The organism is Lactococcus sp. S-13 (genome assembly GCF_004210295.1).
Classification (GTDB): domain Bacteria; phylum Bacillota; class Bacilli; order Lactobacillales; family Streptococcaceae; genus Lactococcus.
The window spans coordinates 1,866,953-1,888,498 of sequence record NZ_SDAK01000001.1; the positions used below are offsets into that span (position 1 = coordinate 1,866,953).

The 21,546-nt window shown below is 41.1% G+C and carries 24 protein-coding genes; 23 read left to right on the forward strand and 1 reads right to left on the reverse strand.

Annotated elements, in window-relative coordinates; all coding sequences use genetic code 11:
- The first annotated feature begins 68 nt into the window (after positions 1-68).
- The 18 genes from yqeH to EQJ87_RS09410 all read left to right on the forward strand — a co-directional run bounded on the left by yqeH (position 69) and on the right by EQJ87_RS09410 (position 13,061).
- Complete coding sequence (gene yqeH / locus EQJ87_RS09325; RefSeq protein ID WP_190289088.1) at positions 69-1,166, forward strand: ribosome biogenesis GTPase YqeH; 1,098 nt, start codon at positions 69-71, stop codon at positions 1,164-1,166.
- 36 nt (positions 1,167-1,202) lie between these two features.
- Entirely contained in the window at positions 1,203-1,469 is a 267-nt protein-coding gene (locus tag EQJ87_RS09330) for a DUF3977 family protein (RefSeq protein ID WP_130124328.1), read from the forward strand.
- Complete coding sequence (locus tag EQJ87_RS09335; RefSeq protein WP_130124329.1) at positions 1,466-2,095, forward strand: RpiB/LacA/LacB family sugar-phosphate isomerase; 630 nt, start codon at positions 1,466-1,468, stop codon at positions 2,093-2,095. Before EQJ87_RS09330 ends, EQJ87_RS09335 begins: the two co-directional genes overlap by 4 nt.
- A 23-nt stretch (positions 2,096-2,118) precedes the next feature.
- Positions 2,119-2,622 (forward strand): NUDIX hydrolase, encoded by a 504-nt coding sequence (locus tag EQJ87_RS09340; RefSeq protein ID WP_130124330.1) that lies wholly within the window; start codon positions 2,119-2,121, stop codon positions 2,620-2,622.
- The gene (locus tag EQJ87_RS09345) at positions 2,615-3,007 is read left to right on the forward strand and encodes an HIT family protein (protein ID WP_130124331.1); all 393 of its coding nucleotides are present in this window, start codon (positions 2,615-2,617) and stop codon (positions 3,005-3,007) included. Before EQJ87_RS09340 ends, EQJ87_RS09345 begins: the two co-directional genes overlap by 8 nt.
- On the forward strand, positions 3,004-4,248 hold the full coding sequence (hflX, locus tag EQJ87_RS09350) for a GTPase HflX (protein WP_130124332.1): 1,245 nt from the start codon (positions 3,004-3,006) through the stop codon (positions 4,246-4,248). The genes EQJ87_RS09345 and hflX overlap by 4 nt, the downstream gene beginning before the upstream one ends.
- Before the next feature lie 104 nt (positions 4,249-4,352).
- Positions 4,353-5,084, forward strand: a complete 732-nt coding sequence (locus tag EQJ87_RS11575; RefSeq protein WP_190289069.1) for a GNAT family N-acetyltransferase — start codon at positions 4,353-4,355, stop codon at positions 5,082-5,084.
- A 21-nt stretch (positions 5,085-5,105) separates the two neighbouring features.
- The gene (yhbY, locus tag EQJ87_RS09360; protein WP_130124333.1) at positions 5,106-5,420 is read left to right on the forward strand and encodes a ribosome assembly RNA-binding protein YhbY; all 315 of its coding nucleotides are present in this window, start codon (positions 5,106-5,108) and stop codon (positions 5,418-5,420) included.
- 77 nt (positions 5,421-5,497) lie between these two features.
- Complete coding sequence (locus EQJ87_RS09365) at positions 5,498-6,097, forward strand: nicotinate-nicotinamide nucleotide adenylyltransferase (RefSeq protein ID WP_130124334.1); 600 nt, start codon at positions 5,498-5,500, stop codon at positions 6,095-6,097.
- The gene (yqeK, locus tag EQJ87_RS09370; RefSeq protein ID WP_130124335.1) at positions 6,090-6,680 is read left to right on the forward strand and encodes a bis(5'-nucleosyl)-tetraphosphatase (symmetrical) YqeK; all 591 of its coding nucleotides are present in this window, start codon (positions 6,090-6,092) and stop codon (positions 6,678-6,680) included. Before EQJ87_RS09365 ends, yqeK begins: the two co-directional genes overlap by 8 nt.
- 82 nt (positions 6,681-6,762) lie before the next feature.
- Positions 6,763-7,188: a GNAT family N-acetyltransferase gene (locus EQJ87_RS09375; RefSeq protein WP_130124336.1), complete on the forward strand. Its 426-nt coding sequence runs from the start codon at positions 6,763-6,765 to the stop codon at positions 7,186-7,188.
- Between the two features lie 118 nt (positions 7,189-7,306).
- Positions 7,307-7,666: a ribosome silencing factor gene (gene rsfS, locus EQJ87_RS09380; RefSeq protein ID WP_130124337.1), complete on the forward strand. Its 360-nt coding sequence runs from the start codon at positions 7,307-7,309 to the stop codon at positions 7,664-7,666.
- Between the two features lie 43 nt (positions 7,667-7,709).
- Positions 7,710-8,444 carry a class I SAM-dependent DNA methyltransferase gene (locus EQJ87_RS09385; protein ID WP_130124338.1) on the forward strand — a complete coding sequence of 245 codons (735 nt, stop codon included), beginning with the start codon at positions 7,710-7,712 and terminating at the stop codon, positions 8,442-8,444.
- Positions 8,445-8,588: 144 nt separating this feature from the next.
- Positions 8,589-9,707 (forward strand): nucleotidyltransferase, encoded by a 1,119-nt coding sequence (locus EQJ87_RS09390; RefSeq protein WP_130124339.1) that lies wholly within the window; start codon positions 8,589-8,591, stop codon positions 9,705-9,707.
- Positions 9,708-9,822: 115 nt separating this feature from the next.
- Positions 9,823-10,539, forward strand: coding sequence for a YebC/PmpR family DNA-binding transcriptional regulator (locus EQJ87_RS09395; protein WP_130124340.1), 717 nt, complete (start codon positions 9,823-9,825; stop codon positions 10,537-10,539).
- Positions 10,540-10,667: 128 nt separating this feature from the next.
- Positions 10,668-11,303, forward strand: a complete 636-nt coding sequence (locus EQJ87_RS09400) for a GyrI-like domain-containing protein (RefSeq protein ID WP_130124341.1) — start codon at positions 10,668-10,670, stop codon at positions 11,301-11,303.
- Between the two features lies 1 nt (position 11,304).
- Positions 11,305-11,964 (forward strand): uracil-DNA glycosylase, encoded by a 660-nt coding sequence (locus EQJ87_RS09405; RefSeq protein WP_130124342.1) that lies wholly within the window; start codon positions 11,305-11,307, stop codon positions 11,962-11,964.
- Between the two features lie 110 nt (positions 11,965-12,074).
- The gene (locus tag EQJ87_RS09410; protein WP_130124343.1) at positions 12,075-13,061 is read left to right on the forward strand and encodes an amidohydrolase family protein; all 987 of its coding nucleotides are present in this window, start codon (positions 12,075-12,077) and stop codon (positions 13,059-13,061) included.
- A 113-nt stretch (positions 13,062-13,174) separates the two neighbouring features.
- On the opposite strand, the gene EQJ87_RS09415 is transcribed toward EQJ87_RS09410, so the two are convergent.
- Entirely contained in the window at positions 13,175-14,635 is a 1,461-nt protein-coding gene (locus EQJ87_RS09415; protein WP_130124344.1) for an MDR family MFS transporter, read from the reverse strand.
- Between the two features lie 127 nt (positions 14,636-14,762).
- Here EQJ87_RS09415 and EQJ87_RS09420 point away from each other — a divergent pair, with 127 nt between their 5' ends.
- The 5 genes from EQJ87_RS09420 (at position 14,763) to EQJ87_RS09440 (ending at position 21,545) form a co-directional block, all read left to right on the forward strand.
- Positions 14,763-15,122 carry a MerR family transcriptional regulator gene (locus EQJ87_RS09420; RefSeq protein ID WP_130124345.1) on the forward strand — a complete coding sequence of 120 codons (360 nt, stop codon included), beginning with the start codon at positions 14,763-14,765 and terminating at the stop codon, positions 15,120-15,122.
- An 80-nt stretch (positions 15,123-15,202) separates the two neighbouring features.
- A complete protein-coding gene (rpsU, locus tag EQJ87_RS09425; protein WP_003129844.1) occupies positions 15,203-15,379 on the forward strand; it encodes a 30S ribosomal protein S21 in 177 nt (58 codons plus the stop codon).
- Positions 15,380-15,483: 104 nt separating this feature from the next.
- Entirely contained in the window at positions 15,484-16,287 is an 804-nt protein-coding gene (locus EQJ87_RS09430) for an HAD family hydrolase (protein ID WP_130124346.1), read from the forward strand.
- Between the two features lie 167 nt (positions 16,288-16,454).
- A complete protein-coding gene (locus EQJ87_RS09435; protein ID WP_130124347.1) occupies positions 16,455-17,651 on the forward strand; it encodes a phosphoglycerate kinase in 1,197 nt (398 codons plus the stop codon).
- Between the two features lie 201 nt (positions 17,652-17,852).
- Positions 17,853-21,545 carry a MucBP domain-containing protein gene (locus tag EQJ87_RS09440; protein ID WP_130124348.1) on the forward strand — a complete coding sequence of 1,231 codons (3,693 nt, stop codon included), beginning with the start codon at positions 17,853-17,855 and terminating at the stop codon, positions 21,543-21,545.
- Position 21,546: the final 1 nt, after the last annotated feature.

Here is a 21,546-nt window from a genome sequence, read left to right on the forward strand (position 1 = left end):
GTCAAAATGAGAGAAAAAACGCTGACGAAATGTGGTATAATAGGCCTATGTATGAAAATGAAAATATGATGGAAAAATTGTACTGCATTGGTTGTGGTGCAGAAATCCAAACGGAGAATAAAGACGAGATCGGCTTTTTGCCTGCGGGCGCTTTGAAGAAAAAAATGGAGAATGACGAGGACTTGTATTGTCAACGCTGTTTCCGCCTGCGTCATTATAATGAAATTGCACCGACAAGTCTGACGGATGCTGATTTTTTGCGCTTGTTGAAGGAAATTGGTCAGCACAATGCTTTGATTGTCAATGTGGTTGATATTTTTGATTTTAATGGCTCTTTGATTCCAAACTTGCATAAACTGACTGGGGGCAACGACTTGCTCATGGTCGCCAACAAACGTGATGTCTTGCCAAAATCTTTAAAAGTCGGGAAAATGACGGCTTGGTTGAAAGAACAAGCGGCTTCTCGTGGCTTGAAACCCAAAGATATTTTGGTGACTTCAGCGAAAAATAAGGCTGATGTTGCTGAGTTGATGGAAGCAATTGAGTATTATCGTCAGGGGCGTGATGTTTATGTGGTTGGTGTGACCAATGTTGGTAAATCTACTTTGATTAACGCCATCATCAAGTCAGCATCTGGCTCTGAGGATGTCATTACAACATCGCGTTTCCCTGGAACAACGCTGGATAAGATTGAAATTCCATTGGATGAAGATTCAGCTTTGATTGACACACCGGGGATTATTCACCGTGGACAAATGGCGCATTATCTTGAGCCTGAAGATTTGAAATATGTGTCGCCACGTAAAGAAATTAAACCCAAAACTTATCAGCTCAATCCTGAACAAACCTTGTTCTTTGGTGGTTTGGCACGTTTTGACTTTATCTCTGGCGAGCGTCAAGGGATGACGGGTTATTTTGACAATGAAATCAATGTGCATCGCACGAAACTTGCCGGAGCAACTGAATTTTACGAAAAACACAAGGGTGAATTGCTTGCCCCTGCTTTAGTTAATGCTAAACTGGTTCGTCGTGAATTTAAAGTAATGGACAAATCCGATATCGTCTTTTCTGGACTTGGCTGGGTGCGCGTGCCGCAAAAAGCAATCGTTGCAGCTTGGGTGCCAGAAGGTGTGGAAGTTGTGATACGTAAGGCCTTGATTGGATAAAAACGAAGTGTTTCTTGTGGGGCAAGTGAAGTAAAAATGGACAAAATTTTTGTGGAATTTGGTTTAGATTTTGATCATAATCCCTGTGGTTTAGGGAGAAGTGTGGAAGTTGAACGTCCTGATGGCAGTGAATTTCGAGTGAAAGGAAAGGTTGCAAAGTTCAAAGTAGCGTCTTTCTATCTGCGGCTTTGGCTGGGAAAGGATGTCCTCATTTGGGATAGTCAACAGCCTCACTTTTCAATCAAGCACAAGGAACGTTTAAATTTTAAAATTGTGGTTGGAAAGTGGGGTTATGCTCAATGAAAATTGCAGTGATTCAAGCCAGCACCCAAGTGGCTCGTAATCAACTTTTGTTTGATGAAACAAGGCGAGCGACAGCACATTTGCCTGCTGAGGTGGTTAACTTTGGTGTCTTTGAAAATGAAGAAAAATTTTCTTATGTCCAAATTGCGCTTTGTGTTGGGCTTTTGCTTAATTCAGGTGCGGTTGACTTTGTAGTAACAGGTTGTTCGTCAGGCAATGGGATGAATAGTGCAGCTAATGCACTGCCCAATGTTATTTCTGGCTATTTGCCGACACCTAGCGATGCCTATCTTTTTGGACGAATCAATCAAGGGAACTGTGCTTCATTACCGTTGGGTTTGAATTTTGGTTGGGCAGGTGAGTTGAATTTGAGGTTTACTCTTGAGAAATTGTTTGAAGAACCTCTCAACACGGGCTATCCCAAGGCAGCAGCTGAGCGGAAAAGGGCGGATGCGACCATGTTGAAATCAATAAAAGCGTTGGCTCAAACAGATATGATTGCTATTTTAGAGGCTTTACCTGCGGCGTTCGTTCGTCCCATTTTTCAAAAGGAAGCGCTGATTGCCTTTATTTTGAAAGAAGGAACAAATGAAAAGTTGATGGAATTTTTGAGGGAGAGAAGTTAGTCAATCTGTCAGGAGGTTTCAAAATGAAAGAGCTGAATCAAAATATTGGATTTGAACGTAATCATCAGTGGTTTCGCTATCGAGCGGCTGGAATTATCATCAATGATGGCGCTGTGTTGATGGTCGGTAACGATCATAATGATTATTTTTACTCGCTTGGTGGTGCGGTGCAATTTGGCGAAACAGCCGAGCAGGCCTGTTTACGCGAAGTTTTTGAAGAAGCAGGGCTGCGCTGTGAAATTGAGCGATTAGCCTTTATTCATGAAAATTTTTTTACAGGTCAAGAGGCTGATTTCTTAAATGATGTAAATTGTCATGAGCTGAGCTTTTATTTTCTGCTGAAACCACTGACCGATTTGTCAAGGCTTGAATCCAAAAGTTTTGGTGCGGATGGCAGCAAGGAATTTTTGAAATGGATTCCGCTTACGGAATACGCAAAATACAAAGCTTTTCCAAGATTTTTTGCTGACGCCTTGCCAGAGCTGGACACAAATACGTCAGTAAAAAGGATAGTGACGTATGAATAATTGCAACTTTTGTCAGCAAATCAAAGCAGAAGAAATTTTACTGGAAACGTCATATTTCAAAGTTGTTTTTGAAATCAATCCTGTGCAAGCAGGACATTTATTGATTATGTCAAAGACACATATCATGGATATTAGAGAAATGTCTGACGAAATTTTATTTGATTTGATAAAGCTAGAGCAAAAATGCGTCAGCAAAATCTCTGAAACGCTGGAGGTTGACGGGGTGACCATTGCTGAAAATAATGGCTCCATCATGGACAAAGGGACGCATTGCCACGTTCATGTCATTCCACGTTATAAAAATGACAGATTTTGGGACAATCAAAACGTATTGCCTCATGAAATTGATATTTTAAAGTTAAAGGAAAATTTACAAAAAATTTGATAAATTTAGAAGAAAAACAAGAAAGAATACTCCTTGCCGGAGTGGAAACAGCCGAGAATTACCAGTCTTTTGAATCTTCAATGGTCGAGCTAGCTGAGCTGACTAAGACAGCTGGCGGTTTGGTCATTGATCAATTTACCCAAAAGCGTGAACGCCCAGAATCTCGTACAATGATTGGTTCGGGAAAGTTAGAACAGCTGCGTTGGGCAATTGAAGTGGGCGAGATTGATACGGTCATTTTCAATGAGCGCTTGACTCCACGCCAAAATGTGAATCTGGAAGCAGCTTTGGGCGTCAAAGTCATTGACCGAATGCAGCTAATTTTGGATATTTTCGCCATGCGTGCGCGCTCCCACGAAGGGATGCTCCAAGTGGAACAAGCTCAGCTTAACTATCTTTTGCCTCGTTTGGCGGGGCAAGGCATCATGCTCAGCCGTCAAGGTGGGGGAATTGGTTCTAAAGGGCCAGGTGAAACGAAGCTGGAAACAGACCGTCGTTACATTCGGACGCGGATTGAAAATATTGAAAAAGCGCTCAAAAAGGTAGAAAAAACGCGAGAAACCATTCGCCAAAAACGTGCTAATTCGGGAATTTTTCGGATTGGTTTGATTGGTTATACCAATGCTGGAAAATCCAGTATTATGAATGCTTTGGTTGGCTTGGACAAGGAGCAATATGAGCAAGATGAACTTTTTGCTACGCTTGACGCGACGACAAAAGCCGTCAAATTGGTTGAAGATTTCACCGTTTCGTTGACCGATACTGTCGGCTTTATCCAAAAGTTACCAACCGAGCTAATCAAAGCCTTCAAGTCGACTTTGGAAGAGTCAGCAAATGTGGATTTGTTGATTCATGTGGTGGACGCAAGCAATCCCCACCACGAAATCCATGAGCAAACAGTGCTGAAAATCATGGAAGATTTACAATTGGCAGCAATCCCTGTGCTGAATGTTTACAATAAAATGGATAAAGTTGACGGTGAATTTATTCCAACTTTGGCACCAGCAGTTCAGCTTTCGATTAAATCAGAAGCGGGCGTTCAGTGGTTGAAAACGGCAATTTTAGAAAAATTGCATGAACTTTTTGAACATTTTGAGCTAGAATTGCCCTATGAAAAAGCCTATCAACTGCCTGAAATCCGTAAATTTGCTCTGGTTCAATCCGTAACCGAAGGAGAGCGAGCTTATCAGATTACAGGATTGATTGCCCCTGAGTTGGCATGGAAATTACCAACGGATTAAATAAAAGAAGCGCCATGCAAGCTCAGCTTATGGTAAAATAAGATTTGGTAATATTATTCAGCGTTTGAGAGGTTTTTCAAACGAAAAATTTAAGACTTGACGAATTGCAAAGTTATCTAAAATCAAAAGATTTTCAACCAGATTTAAAGAAAGATTATTTTCTAAAATTAGCTGAAGAAATGGGTGAGCTGGCTCAAGCCATGCGGAAAAAGCAAATTGCAAATTCAACAGTAGAACTGAAAGGTTCAGTACAAGAAGAGATTTGCGATGTGCTTTACTACACGACTTGTCTTGCGAATTTATACGAGATGAATTTGAGCGAGTGGTTCATTGCCAAAGAACGTTTGAATGACGATAAGTATGGTAATCATTGGAGTGAGCAACTTTTATCAAAGCCAACTTATCAAATCATAAGGTATACGGATGAATATCGCGAAGATATGTTTCTTTGCTACTTGTTAGCTAAAGAAGCACTTGGAAAGCCGCATTTGCGAGAAGATTTATTGGATATTCAAAGCAATTATTTTGAGTGTGGTGATGAATTTTGGTTAGCAATTTCTGGTGACAATCGTGTAGTGGGGATGCTTGGTGAACATCGCATCTCAGATCACGGGCTTTTTCTCAAACGCTTCTTTATCAAACCTGAATATAAAGGGTGTAAAATTGGTTCGCAACTCTTACAAACCGTTGAAGAATATGCAAAAAAGCAGGGAATTACGGAGCTTCACACTCGATTTCCTGAGCATTACCTTGAAGCTGAAAAATTTTACTCAGCTAAAGGATTTGTGAAAATTGGTGATGATGAAAATCAAAATCATCTTATTAAAAAATTATAGAATAGAAAAAAGGAAGAACTTATGGAAATGAATGGAAAACAGAAACGCTACTTGCGCGCTTTGGCGGTTAATATTAAACCAATTGTTCAGATTGGAAAAAGTGGTTTGTCTAATGAAATTTTGACAAGTATCCGCTCAGCTTGTGATGCACGAGAGTTGATTAAAGTTAATATTTTGCAAAACTCAGATGAAACAACGACTGATGTGGCAGAAGCAATTGAAGAAATGGGTCTTGATGTGGTGCAAATCATTGGACGAAATATCATTGTCTTTAAAGTTTCAAACCGTAAGGAAAATCGTAAAATTTCAACTGAAGTTAAAAACTTGGTGAAATAATTTACACTTCGTAGCGAAGTCGTCTTAAAGAATGAGTGACAAAACAAAGCAGATATTAAATCATTGTAGGTGAGAGAATGGCAATAGAGCTTTTGACGCCTTTTACAAAGGTCGAATTACAAACTGAAGAAGATGAGAAACGACGTGCAATCGGGCTTTTTTGGGGGAATTTTAATCCTGTACATATTGGACATTTGACAATTGCTGATCAGGTGCGTCAGCAGCTTCATCTGGAAAAGGTAGTTTTTTTACCGGAGCATAATACAGATGGTCATGTGGCTGCCATGTTGACCGCGGCGCTTGAAGGGCATCCGGGCTTAGAAGTTGATGCTTGTCGTTTAAAAGCCAAAAATGGTGCAGGAATTTATCAGACGGTGCTAGAATTGCGTGAGGAAAATCCAGAGTGTGATTTCTATTTTATTGTTGGTGGAGATATGATTTCCGGCTTGTCGCAATGGGAACATATTGATGAATTGCTGACAATGATGCAGTTTGTAGGTGTCCGAAGATTGCGGTATCGAGCTGGGACTTCTTATCCAATCATGTGGGTGGATGTTCCGGTGATGGATGTCTCGGGAAGTTTGATTCGAGAGCAATTGCACCGTGGCGTTAAGCCAAATTTCTTACTGGCACCAAAAGTTTTAGATTATATTTTGAAAGAGGGCTTGTATGTTTGATTTTTATCCTGAGGTTAATTTGTCACGGGAAGCTTTGCTTGAAAAATTGGCGGGGGCTGTGAAAACTTCGCGTTTTGAGCATTTGTTGGGCGTGGAAAAAGCGGCCATTTCTCTTGCTAAAAAATATGGAGTTGACCCGCATAAGGCAAGTCTTGCTGGACTTTTGCATGATTATTGTAAAGAAGTGGATGATGAAACTTTTCTGGCTTTGATTGATAAGTATGACTTGGATGCTGACCTGAAAAATTGGGATAATAATATTTGGCATGGAAAAGTCGGGATTTATAAAATGCGTGAAGATTTCGGACTCGAAGATGAAGAAATTTTGCGTGCGATTGAGATTCACACGGTGGGTGACTCTGAAATGTCGGGCTTGGCTAAGGTGTTGTACGTTGCGGATTACATCGAGGAAGGGCGTGCTTTTCCTGGTGTGATTGAGGCGCGGGCAGTGGCAGCACAAGATTTGAATCAAGCGGTGGCTTTTGAAACCATGCGCTTGGTGGATTATTTGGCGGAGCGCCGCTTGACCATTTATCCTCAGACTTTTGAGGCTTACAATGCGTTTATTGGTTATTTGAAGTGAGAGAAAGTTATGCTTCTAGTTTTTTGGGATAAAAACTTGCTTGTTTTTGGCTGACCTTGTAGTGAGTGAGGGGAGAACTTTGATGATTAGAAAAGTAAAAATAGCTGATGCTCAGGCTATTGCGCATCTTTCTGAGGTGCTCGGTTATCTTGTGAGTCAAGCGGTTGTTGAGCGAAATATTGCGCGTGTTTTGGAAAATCCACAACATGAGTTCTTAGTTTTTGATAATGGTCAGCAGGTTGTGGGCTTCATTGAGGCGGAAACTTATGAGGCGGTTTATTCTGAGGAAGTGATGTTTAATGTTCTTGGACTAGTTGTGGACGAAACAATGCAAGGACAAGGAATTGGCGCTCAATTGCTCACTGCGTTGGAAGAAAAGGCTAAAGAGCGGAAGATTCGTGCGATTCGGTTGAACTCAGGTTCGCAACGGCAGGGTGCGCATTTATTTTATGAACATCAAGGCTACGAGAGCAATCATTCACAAAAGCGTTTTTTGAAGTTTTTGTGAAAAAGAGGAGCTGAGCGGGCAAATTTTGGCTTGTAGGCTTTTTTATGGTAAAATGAGAGGTCGCCATTTGGCGAAAGCTTAGCAGAAATATTGAAATATAGAAAAAGAGAGATAAAATTTGGATTCAAAAAAATTACTTGAAGTTGTTGTGAAAGCAGCAGATGACAAAAAAGCACTTGATATTGTGGCCTTGGATATGGCTGATGTGACTTTTGTAGCGGATTATTTTGTGATTATGGAAGCGATGAATACGCGTCAATTGGATGCAATCGCAGATAATATTGCGGATCAAGCTGAACTTGCTGGGGCAAAAGCAGCGGGCCATATCGAGGGCGATGTGAAATCTGGCTGGGTTTTGATTGACCTTGGTGATATCGTGGTCAGTGTGTTTACGCATGATGAACGTGCGCATTACAATTTGGAAAAATTGTGGTCAGATGCGCCATTGGTGGACGTTTCGGCGTTTATCTCTGAATAAACTCATCAAAAGCGCTAAGGCTTAGGCAAGGAGAGACGAGAAAATGGCTTTTTACGAAGATTTTTCGCGTGTTTATGATCAAGTCATGGATCAAGAATTGTATGAAAAATGGTTAGCTTTTACAAAGCGTCATTTGCCAAAAGAAACGCAATCTATTTTTGAATTAGCTTGTGGCTCGGGTGCCTTGTCGGTGCGTTTGGCACAGGAAGGTTATGCGGTCACGGGGCTTGATATTTCTGAGGAAATGTTGACTTTGGCCAGCCAGAAAGCACGTCAAGCAGGTTTTCAGTTGGATTTTACAGCTGGGGATATGCGCGCCCTTTCGGGGTTGGGTAAGTTTGATGCGGTGACTTGCTATTCGGATTCGCTGTGTTATTTGGAAAATCTGGCGGAAGTGCAAGCGACCTTTGATGGGGTTTTTGACTTATTGAATGATGGTGGAACTTTTATTTTTGATGTGCATTCGACTTATCAGGTGGATGAAGTTTTCCCGAATTATTCTTATCATGAGAATGCGGAAGATTTTGCTTTTCTATGGGATTCTTTTGAAGGGGATGTGCCACACTCGATTGTGCATGAGCTGAGCTTTTTCATTCAAGGTGATGATGGGCGCTTTACACGTAAAGATGAGGTTCATGAGGAACGGACTTATCCGATTGATGATTATCTGGCGCATCTGGCGACGGCTGGTTTTAAAGAAGCAGTGGTCTGTGCCGATTTTACTGACGAAGCGCCTGATGAACAGAGTAGTCGTTGGTTTTTTGTATGTAAAAAATAAAACATTTACTGACGGATCTGTGGGTTCAAATTTTTAAGAAAAAAGAGAATTGACGGATAAAAAAATTGCCAAATTGCTGACAATTTTATCAGTAAACTAAAAAATATTTCTGTCACTGGTGACAGATTTTTTTAGAGGTGAAAAATGACCGAAATCACAGGAATTATCGCAGAATTTAACCCTTTCCATAAGGGACATGAGTATTTGTTGGCGCAAGCCAAAGGTTTGAAAGTGGTCGCTATGTCCGGAAATTGGATGCAGCGAGGCGAACCGGCGATTTTTGATAAATGGACGCGTGCTGAAATGGCGCTCCGTGCTGGAGCAGATCTGGTGGTGGAATTGCCAGTGACTGTCTCTGTGCAGTCTGCGGATTTTTTTGCAACAGGAGCGGTGGAAATTCTTGATAACTTGGGGATTGACCGGCTTATTTTTGGCTCAGAATCTGACCTGAATTACAATGAAATTGCGCAAATTTATGAGCAAAAGGCCGCCGAAATGGAAAGTTTTGTTAAAAATTTGCCAGATGCCCTGTCCTATCCTGAAAAAACGCAGCTGATGTGGCAAGAATTTACCAAGCTTTCTTTTGATGGAAATACACCTAATCACGTCTTGGCGCTAGCTTACGCTAAGGCAGCGGCAGGTAAGAAAATTGAGCTAGAAACGGTGAAACGTCAGGGGCATTTTCATTCTCCGAGCTTGGATGACGAATTTGCGAGTGCGACGGCTTTGCGTCAGCAACTTTTTTTACTGACGAATACAGAGAAATCACTGACGGATTTGTCTGCGCTAAAAAAACACATTCCGTCAGCAATTTGGGCGCTTTATGAACAGCCTAAAAGTGGTTGGGACGATTTTTTCCCGCTTTTGCGTTATCAAATTTTGGTCAATTCGTTGGAGGATATTTTCCAAATCAATCAGGAACTTTCTGTGCGGATAAAAGCAGCTGCTCAAACAGCGCAAAACTTTGACGAATTGGTCAATCTGATTTATACCAAACGCTATACAAAAGCCCGAGTGCGGCGCTTGCTGACCTATGTGCTCCTTGCCATTCCTCGTGAATTTGAAAAGCCCAAAACCATTCATGTTCTTGGTTTTACCAAAGCAGGTCAAGAGATTTTGGCGCAAAATAAAGGAAAAATAGTGAGCAAGATTGGTCAAAATCCGTGGGACGTGCTGACGCAAAAAGCAGATCAAATTTATCAACTGGGCAATCCAGCGACCAAGGAACAAAATTACGGACGTAAACCAATTATTTTGCCTTAAGCAGCTACAAAAAAGTACGCAAGAGCGCGACTTTTGTGATATAATATGATAGAAAAAATCATGCAGGTCACTAGCCTGCCAATAATTTAGATAATATTTCAAGGAGATTATTCCAATGGGACGTAAATGGGCCAATATTGTTGCCAAAAAAACTGCTAAAGACGGGGCAACTTCTAAAGTCTATGCCAAATTTGGTGTGGAAATTTATGCTGCCGCTAAACAGGGTGAGCCAGATCCAGAATCAAATTCAGCATTAAAATTCGTTATTGAACGTGCAAAACAAGCGCAAGTGCCAAAACACGTCATTGACAAAGCGGTCGAAAAAGCAAAAGGTGGCGGTGAAGAAACTTTTGTTCAAGGACGCTACGAAGGCTTCGGGCCAAACGGCTCAATGATTGTTGCTGAAACATTGACTTCAAATGTTAACCGGACAATTGCTAATGTCCGCACAACTTTCCACAAAAATGGTGGAAATATCGGTGCGGCTGGATCAGTTAGCTATATGTTTGATAACACAGGGGTGATTGTTTTTGCTGGCGATGATGCCGATGCGATTTTTGAAATTTTGTTGGATGCTGAAATCGATGTTCGTGATGTGACTGCAGAAGAAGGAAATATCATCGTTTACACTGAGCCAACTGATTTGCACAAAGGGATTGCTGCGCTCAAAGATGCTGGTATCACTGAGTTTTCAACAACTGAACTGGAGTTGATTCCTCAATCTGAAGTAGAACTTTCAGACGAAGATTTGGAAATTTTTGCAGGACTTGTTGACGCCCTCGAAGATGATGATGATGTGCAAAAAGTTTATCACAACGTTGCCAATCTTTAATTTTAAAGTAAAAAATACTGACGAAACTGTCAGTATTTTTTTATCCTCACCAAAAGTTCCTTCAGCAAGAAGCGTCAGCCATTTTGGGTAAAATTTGCGGAAATGTTCACTTTTGTTATAATAAAGCTATGAAAAGTGAGAAATTGGATGTTAAAAAACTAGAAAAAGACTATTATTTTCCTAAAAAAATCACTTTGGTGGATATCCCCAAAATGAATTTTATCATGGTGGACGGTGAAGGAGCGCCAACTGGTGCGGCTTTTCAGGAAGCACTGGCGCTTTTGTATCCTGTGGCCTTTACGATTTCCATGTCTTATCGGAATGAAGATTTTACGATTGATGACTTCGAGCCTTTTGTCGTGCCCCCGCTTGAGGGCTTGTGGACGAGCAAAAATGTGCCTGAAAATGGCGAAATCATCAAAGAGGATTTTATTTGGCGGCTGATGATTCGAATGCCCGATTTTGTGACGGTTGACGTTGTGGAAAAAGCCAAACAACTCGTTTTTGCTAAGAAAAAATTGGATGTGTCAGCTCTTCAATTTGGCGAAATCACTGATGGACTTTGCCTACAAACCTTGCACATTGGCTCTTTTGATAATGAAGCAGCAACTTTTTCAAAACTGTTTGAATTTGCCCAGCTCAACAAGTTGAAACCTGTGCATAAAACATTTCATCATCGTGAAATTTATATGAGTGATTTTAGAAGAACAAAAACTGAAAATTTAAAAACAGTTTTGCGAATTTTTGTGGAAAAGGAAGCATAAAATGAAAAAAACAGATTGGTCAGCCCCTTTGCGGCACAGATTACCTGAGGAATATTTTCCCAAAATGGTGGAATTTATCAATGATACTTATCGAGAAGGCACCATTTATCCACCAGAAAATCAGATTTTCAAAGCGATTGAGCTGACGGCACTTGCACAGACAAAGGTCGTGATTGTCGGACAAGACCCCTATCCACAGCCGGGAAAAGCGCAGGGTTTGGCCTTCTCCTATCCTGCTAGTTTCAAGGTGAATCGACCTGATTCCATCGTTAATATTCAAAAAGAGCTGGCGGCGGAAGGATTTTCAAAGACAGATAGTGATTTGACCAACTGGGCGGAGCAGGGCGTACTTTTGCTCAACGCCGTTTTGACTGTGCCAGAATTTGCTTCAAACGCTCATGCAGGTAAAATCTGGGAGCCCTTGACTGACGAATTGATTAAGATTGCATCGGATGACGACAGACCCAAAGTTTTCATTTTATGGGGCGGCTTTGCTCGCAAAAAAGCAAAATTGATCGACGGCGAAAAACATTTGATTTTGGAAGCCGCACACCCTTCTCCACTCTCGGCAAATCGGGGCTTTTTTGGCTCTCAACCTTTTTCTAAAGCCAATGATTTTCTCGTCAAAACAGGCCAGACGCCAATTGATTGGAGCAAATAACTTTTCGTCAGCAATTTCTCTCTCTATCGCAAATGCGTCAGTAAATTCTCTGGTCAAAAATGCTGACATCATCATAACAAAATAAAATTTCGAAGGGGCGTTTGTCAATTATGAAAACAAAAACAGCAATCGAACTTGGAAAACTAGCAGATTTACATATGCACATCTCAAGCTCTGTCACGCCAGAAATTCTCTGGGACTTGGCACATGAGCAGGGCATGAAACTGCCCAATCGGGACTATTTTGAATTTGCCAAATCTGTCGTCATTGATGGCAATATTGGCTACGATGAATATTTGAAAATGTACGACATTCTCGAGGAAATTCAGTCCACGCCTGAGTCAATGTTTCGGCTCGCTGAACAAGTGCCCACCAAACTCTACCAACACGACCAGATTGACCTCGTGGAAATTCGGATGAATCCCCTTTTGCGCTCCCGAAAAGGGAAAATTGACCTTGACCATATCATCGTTTACACCCTTCAGGGCTTGGAGCGGGCGAGCTTAAAATTCCCCGTCTTAAAAACAGGACTTATTTTGTCAATGGATCGCCGATTTAGCCCCGAAGTCAATAAAATCATCGTCGATAAAGCCATCAAATACGCCAATCGTGGCGTCATTGGACTTGACCTTGCGGGGCCCATTGACCCTAGGTTTGCCTTTGATGATCTGGTTGATTTGTCACAACGCATCCATGCCGAAGGCTTGGGCTTGACCATTCACACAGGCGAAGCGACCGACGCCTCTGAAATGTGGGAAGTCGTCACCAAACTCAAGCCTAACCGCATTGGCCATGGCATTGCCAGCGTGCATGACGAACAGCTGATGGCTTACCTTGCTGAGCATCAGATTGTTTTGGAAACTTGCCCGACTTCCAATCTCAAGACTAAGTCCGTCAAAAATCTCGAAGAAATGCAAAAAAATTATAGCACCCTTCTTGAACACCAAGTCCCCTTTACAATTAACACTGACGGCCCAATTTTGCAAAATACCAGCCTGCCCAAAGAATACAATATGTTGCTTGAAAACAAAATTTTGACCTTTGACCAAGCCGAAAAAATCAATCAGCTTGCCCATAACTCCACATTTATTCGATAAAATTGACTGACGTCAGCAAAAAAGTTCCGCCCAAATCACTGACGCCATTCTCAACGAAAAAAATACAAGAAAAAATACTGACGTAAAATCCGTCAGTATTTTTTCTAGCCCATTTAACGCGACGCCTTTTTCCAAGGATCCAACCAATTGACCACTAGCGCCAAAAGTAAAAGTAAACCAGCAATCATCGCCAACAAATGCATCCCATTAAACAAAGTATGGCGAAGCGGCGCAATCAAATTGTGAGGAATCAATCGAAGCGCTGACGCATCAGAAATTTTGTTCAACAAATTATTCGTCAGCCGCGAATCATGCGCTACAGCCCCAGTAAACGTCCGATTGAGCGCAATTGACAAACCAGATAAGACCAGCGTCGTTCCCATCGTCCGTAATAGCGCATTAACCGCCGTTGCCGCACCAATCAAATGTTGCGCCACAGCCTCTTGAACAGCGACCTGTAAAGTGATGTTGACAATTCCAAAAGCCGTCCCCAAAATTCCTGTCGCAACAAAAAGTAAGACAATCGAACTATGTTCAGGCAAAGCAAAAAGGAAGAAGGCTCCAAAAATCATCAGACCAAACCCCAGATAAATCGTCACTTTTTCGCCAAATTTTTGAACCAAAACATTCACATTACGCGTCCCAACCACAAGCATAATCGCCGAAGGAATCAATACCATTCCTCCCACCAGTGCCGTTGCACCCATGACCCCTTGCGCCCAAGTAGGCAAATAATTCGTATAAAAGCCAAAGAAGCCATATTGAAGGAAAAACATCGCATTTTTAGCATTAAAAGAAGGGTTTTTAAACAATTCAAGCGGAACAATCGGATCAGCCGCCCGTTTTTCAGCAAAATAAAAGCCCGTAAAAAACAAAAAACTCAAGAACAACAAAATAAAAATCGCAAGCAAATTGATATGCTCATTTCCAATCATTTGAAAAACGAGCATCATGGCAATCACCGCAACAGACAAAGTCGCAGATCCGACAAAATCAATTGCTTTTTTCGTATGCGTCGTTTTCAAATCAAAATTTCGTCCAACTACCCAAGCCATATAAAGCCCGATGGGAATATTGATAAAGAAAACCCAGCGCCAGTCCAGAAAAGTCACAATCAATCCACCAACAATCGGCCCCGCAATCGTCGAAAACGAATAAGCCGCGACCGTGTTACCAATAATCTTTCGCCGTTCATTTGCTTGATACATCAATCCATAAATCACAAAAGGCAATTGAATCATCACCCCTGCACCAAGTCCCATCAAAGCCCGTGCGACAATCACTAAAGTCATATTGAGCGCCAAACCTTCACCCAAAGAACCCAAAGTGAAAAGCAGCGTTCCAAGCACAAACATTTTTTTATAACCAAAGCGTTCAGCTAATTTCGTCCAAATCGGCGCCGAAACAGCCATCAACAACATATAAATCGTCACCACCCAACTCATGAGCTTGATCCCATGCAACTCAGCCATCATAGCCGGTAAAGCAGTTGCCACGATAGACCCTTCCAGCCCAGCCATCACGTTGGACAACATAAAAGCCCTTATCGAGCGTTTTTCTTCTATTTTATTCATTTTCTATCTTTCTAATCTTAAAAAATTGACAGCTCAAAAGGAGCATGATATGATTATAACAAGTTAGAGTAACTCTAAGTCAAGTAAAAAAATTAAAGATAATCTTTTTAACAATCAAGGGGAAAAAATGACCACAATCGCTACAATTGCCAATAAAACAGGAATTTCATCCTACAATATCCGCTTTTATGAAAAAGAAGGCCTTCTCAGCATTCCCCGCACCAAAACGGGAATACGTAATTTTGATATCGACAGTGAAACACGCCTCTATGCCATTCGTCACTATCGCCGAGCAGGTTTGAGCTTAGCCCAAATCAAAGAAATATTTGCCAACACAGACAACCACGAAATGATCATTGAAGTCTTGAAAGACCGCAAAAGTGAAATGAAAAAAGAACTCTACGAACTCGAAACCTCCATGGCCTATCTGGAAAAGAAAATCAAAATTCATAAAGAACGACTCAAAAGCCAGCGCGAAGTGATTTGACAAAGACTACCTAATCTGCTATACTAGAAATGTCGTGTGAAAGACCACGAAATCTAGCACTGGAAATGGGGTGAAATTAAATGTCAAAAACACTTGTACGTAAAAACGAATCGCTTGACGACGCACTCCGCCGTTTCAAACGTTCAGTAACAAAAGCTGGAACTCTTCAAGAACTCCGCAAACGCGAACATTACGAAAAACCTTCTGTAAAACGTAAACGTAAATCAGAAGCAGCACGTAAACGTAAAAAATACTAATTAGAATTTTTAATCACTGACCATTCGTCAGTGATTTTTTTATATCTAAAAACCACAAGAATTACTAAACATTTTTGCTACAATAGAAAAAGAGGGAGGTTCAAATGACAAAAATCAAATACATCTTTTCAGATTTAGACGGCACTCTGTTGAACACAGAAGGAAAAATTTCTGAGCAGAGCCAAAAAATAATCAAAAATTGTCAAATTCCTTTCACGCTAGTTTCAGCAAGGACACCCCAAGCAATGGAAGAATTTATTGAACAATTAGACCTCACAAGCCCCCAAATAGCCTTCAATGGTGGATTGATTTTTGATAAAACACACACCATCGCTGAAAACACCCTCGCACGCTCCACAGTCAAGCATTTAGTTCAAATCATCAAAAAAAATTATCCAAAACTCAGCCTCAGCTTCTATACACGAGAAAACTGGTATGTTGAACAGCTTGATGAACCCATTAAAGAAGAGATGAGATTCACCCCCCAACAACCAAAAATTGTTAATTTCACGAAACAATTAGAAAAAAAGAGCGCAACAAAAATTTTTAAAATCCTATTGATTTTCCCTGACGAAGAACAACTAGAACAAACGAAATTAACTCTGGAAGCCCTACACTTGCCTGACATCATTATCCAAAAAACGTGGGAATCCTATCTTGAAATCACAAGTAAGAAAGCTCAAAAAGCCTTCGCCATCAAAACAATCGCTAAAATCAATCACTTAAAAAAAGAAGAACTTGCAGCTTTCGGTGATAATGAAAATGACTTGTCAATGCTACAAGCAGTTGGCTGCCCCATCGCCATGGAAAACGCCTCAAATAAAATCAAAAAACTTGCCAAGTTAATCACGAAAAAGAATGATGAAGATGGCGTAGCTTATGGAATTGAAAAATATATTGTCGATTAAAAACCAGAACAAAGAAAAATCTTTGAAAGGTAAGCCTTTACAGGCTAAAAATTAAAATTCTCAAAACCAAAAAAGCTGAATTTGTGATATAATTAACCTATCAAATTGAATTGGATAAGCATAGCGCTTTTTCAATATCATCAAAAACTTAAGGAGAATTTTTCCAAATGGCAAAATTGACTGTAAAAGACGTTGAACTTAAAGGCAAAAAAGTCCTCGTACGTGTAGACTTTAATGTTCCAATTAAAGATGGCGTAATCACAAACGATAACCGTATCACTGCTGCGCTTCCAACAATCAAATACATCCTTGAACAAGGCGGACGTGCAATCCTCTTCTCTCACCTTGGACGTGTAAAAGAAGAAGCTGACAAAGCTGGTAAATCACTTGCACCAGTTGCAAAAGCACTCTCTGAAAAACTTGGTCAAGACGTTGTTTTCCCAGGAGCTACTCGTGGAGCTGAACTTGAAGCAGCAATCAGCGAACTCAAAGACGGTGAAATCTTGCTCGTTGAAAACACTCGTTTCGAAGACATCGACGGTAAAAAAGAATCTAAAAACGATTCAGAACTCGGTCAATACTGGGCTTCACTTGGTGATGGCATCTTCGTAAACGACGCATTTGGTACAGCTCACCGCGCTCACGCTTCAAACGTTGGTATCTCAGCAAACGTTGAAAAAGCTGTTGCAGGATTCCTTCTTGAAAACGAAATTGCTTACATCCAAGAAGCAGTTGAAGCTCCAGAACGTCCATTCGTAGCCATCCTTGGTGGTTCAAAAGTTTCAGATAAAATCGGTGTTATCGAAAATCTTCTTTCAAAAGCTGATAAAGTTATCATCGGTGGGGGAATGGCTTACACATTCTTGAAAGCCCAAGGTTACGAAATCGGAACTTCACTTGTTGAAAACGACAAACTTGATCTTGCCAAAGAATTGCTTGAAAAAGCAGCAGGCAAACTCATCTTGCCAGTAGACCACAAAGTGGCTAACGCCTTTGCTGGTTACACAGAAGTTAAAGAAACTGCTGACCAAAATATTCCTGCAGGCTTCATGGGACTTGACGTAGCAAGCAAAACAATCGCTGACTACAACACACAACTTGAAGGTGCTAAAACAGTTGTTTGGAATGGCCCAGTTGGTGTATTTGAAAACCCAGACTTCCAAGCAGGTACTGTTGGATTGATGGAAGCTATCGTTAAACAACCAGGTGTTAAATCAATCATCGGTGGTGGTGACTCAGCAGCAGCAGCAATCAACCTTGGCTATGCAGAAAAATTCTCATGGATTTCAACTGGTGGTGGAGCTTCAATGGAACTCCTCGAAGGTAAAGTACTTCCAGGACTTGCAGCTTTGACTGAAAAATAATCTTTGTAAATTAAAACGACCGTAAGGTCGTTTTTTTTTTGTCCAAAATTTCAGAACAAAGGAATCAATAAATCAGAAATATTGCTTTTTTAGGAAAAAAGTAAAATAATGTAACTTTATTTAACTCATTTTGTCTAAAAAGGTATATAATATAATCAAAAAATTAAAAAGATTGCGCTTGCGCTACGATGAGGGGTTGCTATGAAAAATATAAAATCCAAAAATATTTTGATTATTCTTTCGTTTGTGACTGCTTTTGTGGCGCTTTTCTCGGCATCTAAAGCTTTCGCACTAGATGCAGCACCTCATAATTTTTACAGTGGTCAAACCTATCATTTTGCTGGCCATTATCGTCTTGTCACCGAGCGCTCAAAAACTTATGCACTTACCCTTAACTCAGGGGACATTATTGTCGGTGCCTATGCAGGTTATGGTTCTGAAATAGTTGGTTCGCAGCTCCCAACGTCAGACAGAATGACCCTTACAGCTGATGGGACATCTTATTATGGCAATCCCACGGCTCAATACACTTTTACTGGTATTGGCGATATGTTTAACACGAGTGGTCAGCTTGCATCAGGGGGACTTCAAAATGGCATCATGCAAGCCAATGATTTCAGCCAATCCGGTCTTAAAAATCTTGGAGTAGGAACTTACAGCATTTCACTTTCAGCGGACAGTGCTAACGTTTCGGGAGCTGGTGCTGGAGGCTACTACACCTACTTTGTCATTGAAAATGACAACTTGCCTTTACAAGAAGTTGTAGTTAATACTTTTGCAATCGATGACTATCAGTCAAGTGGAGCAACACAAGATGTCTATATGCCAACTGAGCCGGGAATAACCCCAGCTATTGGTCAAAAAGTGACCATCAACACACAAGTTACATCGCCTGATTTGAATGACACAATGACATTTGGCATTGATGGTATCACAGCAGATGATGCTGTCTCGACCTCCCCCAGCGCTTCTGTACCGACTAATGCCTCTATGCAAAACAATTTTGCGGCAGGAAAGCTTCACGCACAAATCACTTTTCACAATTCTGATATCACTGCACCCGAAGTGATCCAAGGCTTTGGCGCAACTCTACCAATGACCGGAATCGTCATGAACTACCATCTGGTAGATTTAGCAGGTGACCTTTTGGACTATAATGGGACTTTTGGAGGGAGCTTCAGCTCACAGGAAGCTACTAGTCCTGCCCAAGCAGAAACGATAACGAACGGTCAGCTTACCTTGACAGGTGTTTTAGGCGATACTTTTCCCACCTTATCAGCGCCAAAAGTGCCAGATTATACCCTCTCAAGTGGCCCTACGCTCAACTCAGGTGGTAGCTATACGCCAACAGCTACGAATCCTTTTTCAACAGCAACTTATAGCTACTACAAAAATGCCCAACATATCACACAGTATGTTGACCAAGATGGCAAGGCATTACTAGCCCCAACTTTGACCGACGGGGCGGATGGCACGACTTATCAAAGCACTGCTCCAGCAATTCATGGTTATTCGCTTGAGCATACGACGGGTGTTACCACGGGTGCTTATAATCATAAGATAGGCAACACGACCACCGTTTTTCAGTATACCAACATTGGAACGATAACCTTACACTTTTTAGACTTTGAAACCCACCAACCCATTCAGGCTACGCAAGTCCTCAAAGGTATTCAGCTTCAAAACTATAATCTTGTAGCACCAGCCATCACGAATCATCGTTTTGACCCAAGCATCTCAGATGCTCTAACAGGTACCTATCAAGCGCAAAATCGAGACATCAATCTCTACTACGCTCAAGCCAGCTCAGTCACGGTTAATCTTGTTGATAAGACAACGAGTACTGCAAAAATAATTCAGTCTATCCCATTATCAGGATATTCTGGCGATGCTTATACTTATAACTTGCCACAGCTCCAAGACTATCAAAAACCAGTCACTCCTAGTGTGACAGGAAACTATACCAATGCAGCACAAACCATTGCAGTATACTATGTCAAAAATACAGGCACTCTAACCCTTAACTATCTCAATGCTCAAACGGGCTTATCACTTTTGCCAAGTGAGCGAATCACCAGCAACATCGGTGACTGGCAGATCATCGATATTCCAAATATCGGAAATTACGACTTTATCAACACGGGCAACGAAGTTGCTTTTCAACAGCTTTTACCCAACCAAACGCGCAGTCTTTACTACGACCCCAACGTAGATACTGTAAAAGTGGACTATCTGGATACCAAAGGCAATCCAATCGCCCCCTCTCAAACTATCGTAGGTTATTATGGCAGTGCGAGAACCATCAAGGCTTTACCCATTAAAGGCTACCAGATACAAGCAGGCACGCTGAGTAGTTATCCAGTCGATTTTAATCAGCTCTACCAACATCTGATTTTCAGATATCAACCCCAAAAATGTACAGTCACCTTCAAGTTTATCAATGACATCAACCAGACCGTCTACCAAAATAAGACCATCACAGGCTCTTACAATGACTCCTACACCTATAATCCGGAAGTTCCTTGGTTTGATAGTCTGACTTATGCAAGTCAGAAGAAAATCACGGGAAAATACAATCAACCTAAGACGGATATTACGGTTCACTATACCAGAAGACAAGCTTCGATTACTGTGATTGACAAAGATGATTGGGGAAAGATTCTTGAAACGCGTACCTTTACCAGTTATGAGAATTACCCGTATCGAATTGAAAATCCAAGTTATTGGAACTTGACTTTGCAAAATCCCGCCCAAAAAGTATTGACAGGGATTTACCGTCAACCTAAAGCGACAATCACGGTCATCTATAAGCACATCCCTGCTTATGTTCATACAACGCTTGATTTGGATAATCGTCCGATTGGTGTTACCACGGTCAATCAGGGCTGGCTGGGCTATAATTATTTCTTCCATATCCCAAATGAAAATGACCCTTATCTCACGCCTTATCCGGGACCAAACACTATCTCTGGCTACTTTAATCAAACTCAGATTTATCGGATTATTAACTATTATCACATCACGACCAGTGTTACTTTTTACTATATCGGCACAGACGGAGAACCTCTCGGCTCGGCTGTCGTCTCAGGTTGGTATGGAACTGGATTTACCTACAATGTTCCGGCTAGTTTTGGAGATTACTATATTGAAGGAGGAACAACTTATACAGGAGGTTTTGCGAATTATAATCAATCGGTAAATGTCTATTATTACTACTCTCCACCAGTTACGGCTTCAGCCTCTGAAGGCTCTTCAGGTGGAGAAAATCAAAGTGATTCAGCCCGTCCCAATTCTGGAAGATCAGGCGGAGCAGTAGTAGCTTCTCGCTCAGGTTCATCTGGTAGCAAAGTCAACGATGGAGAAATATATCATGGAGGTTCTAGGCATGACAAATCTAATAAAAATACCCTCTCTAAAATTGCAAACTCGATTTATTCATACATAACAGAGTTGCCTAGCAAAATTTATAATTACATCAAGGATAATATAGTGGAAGGGTTATCTCACTATATATCAGAGAAGGCATCAACAAAATTCTTCAAAAAACTTGCAACAGCTATTGACCTGGAAGAAAAGATAGAAAAAATCTTTTCAGGAATCGACTTTTGGGTCGCTTATAATCATAATCATAATGTCGGAGTTTCCGCCATGGAGGTAATTCTAGATAATCTCATAAATAATGCCATAGATGGCTGGAGTACACCTTTAGCTATAGATACTGGGGTAGAAGCTGTCGGAGTGGCAATGGATTTGGGGCTGTTTACTTTCGCTTTGGCTATTGGAGGAATTGCAGCAGGGATAATTAAGGTGTTAGCTTGGGGATTAAAAACGATTGTGGATAATCTTCTGAATGATTTTATAGATGATCTTGCAGAGAAAGTTGATGAGGAATAAT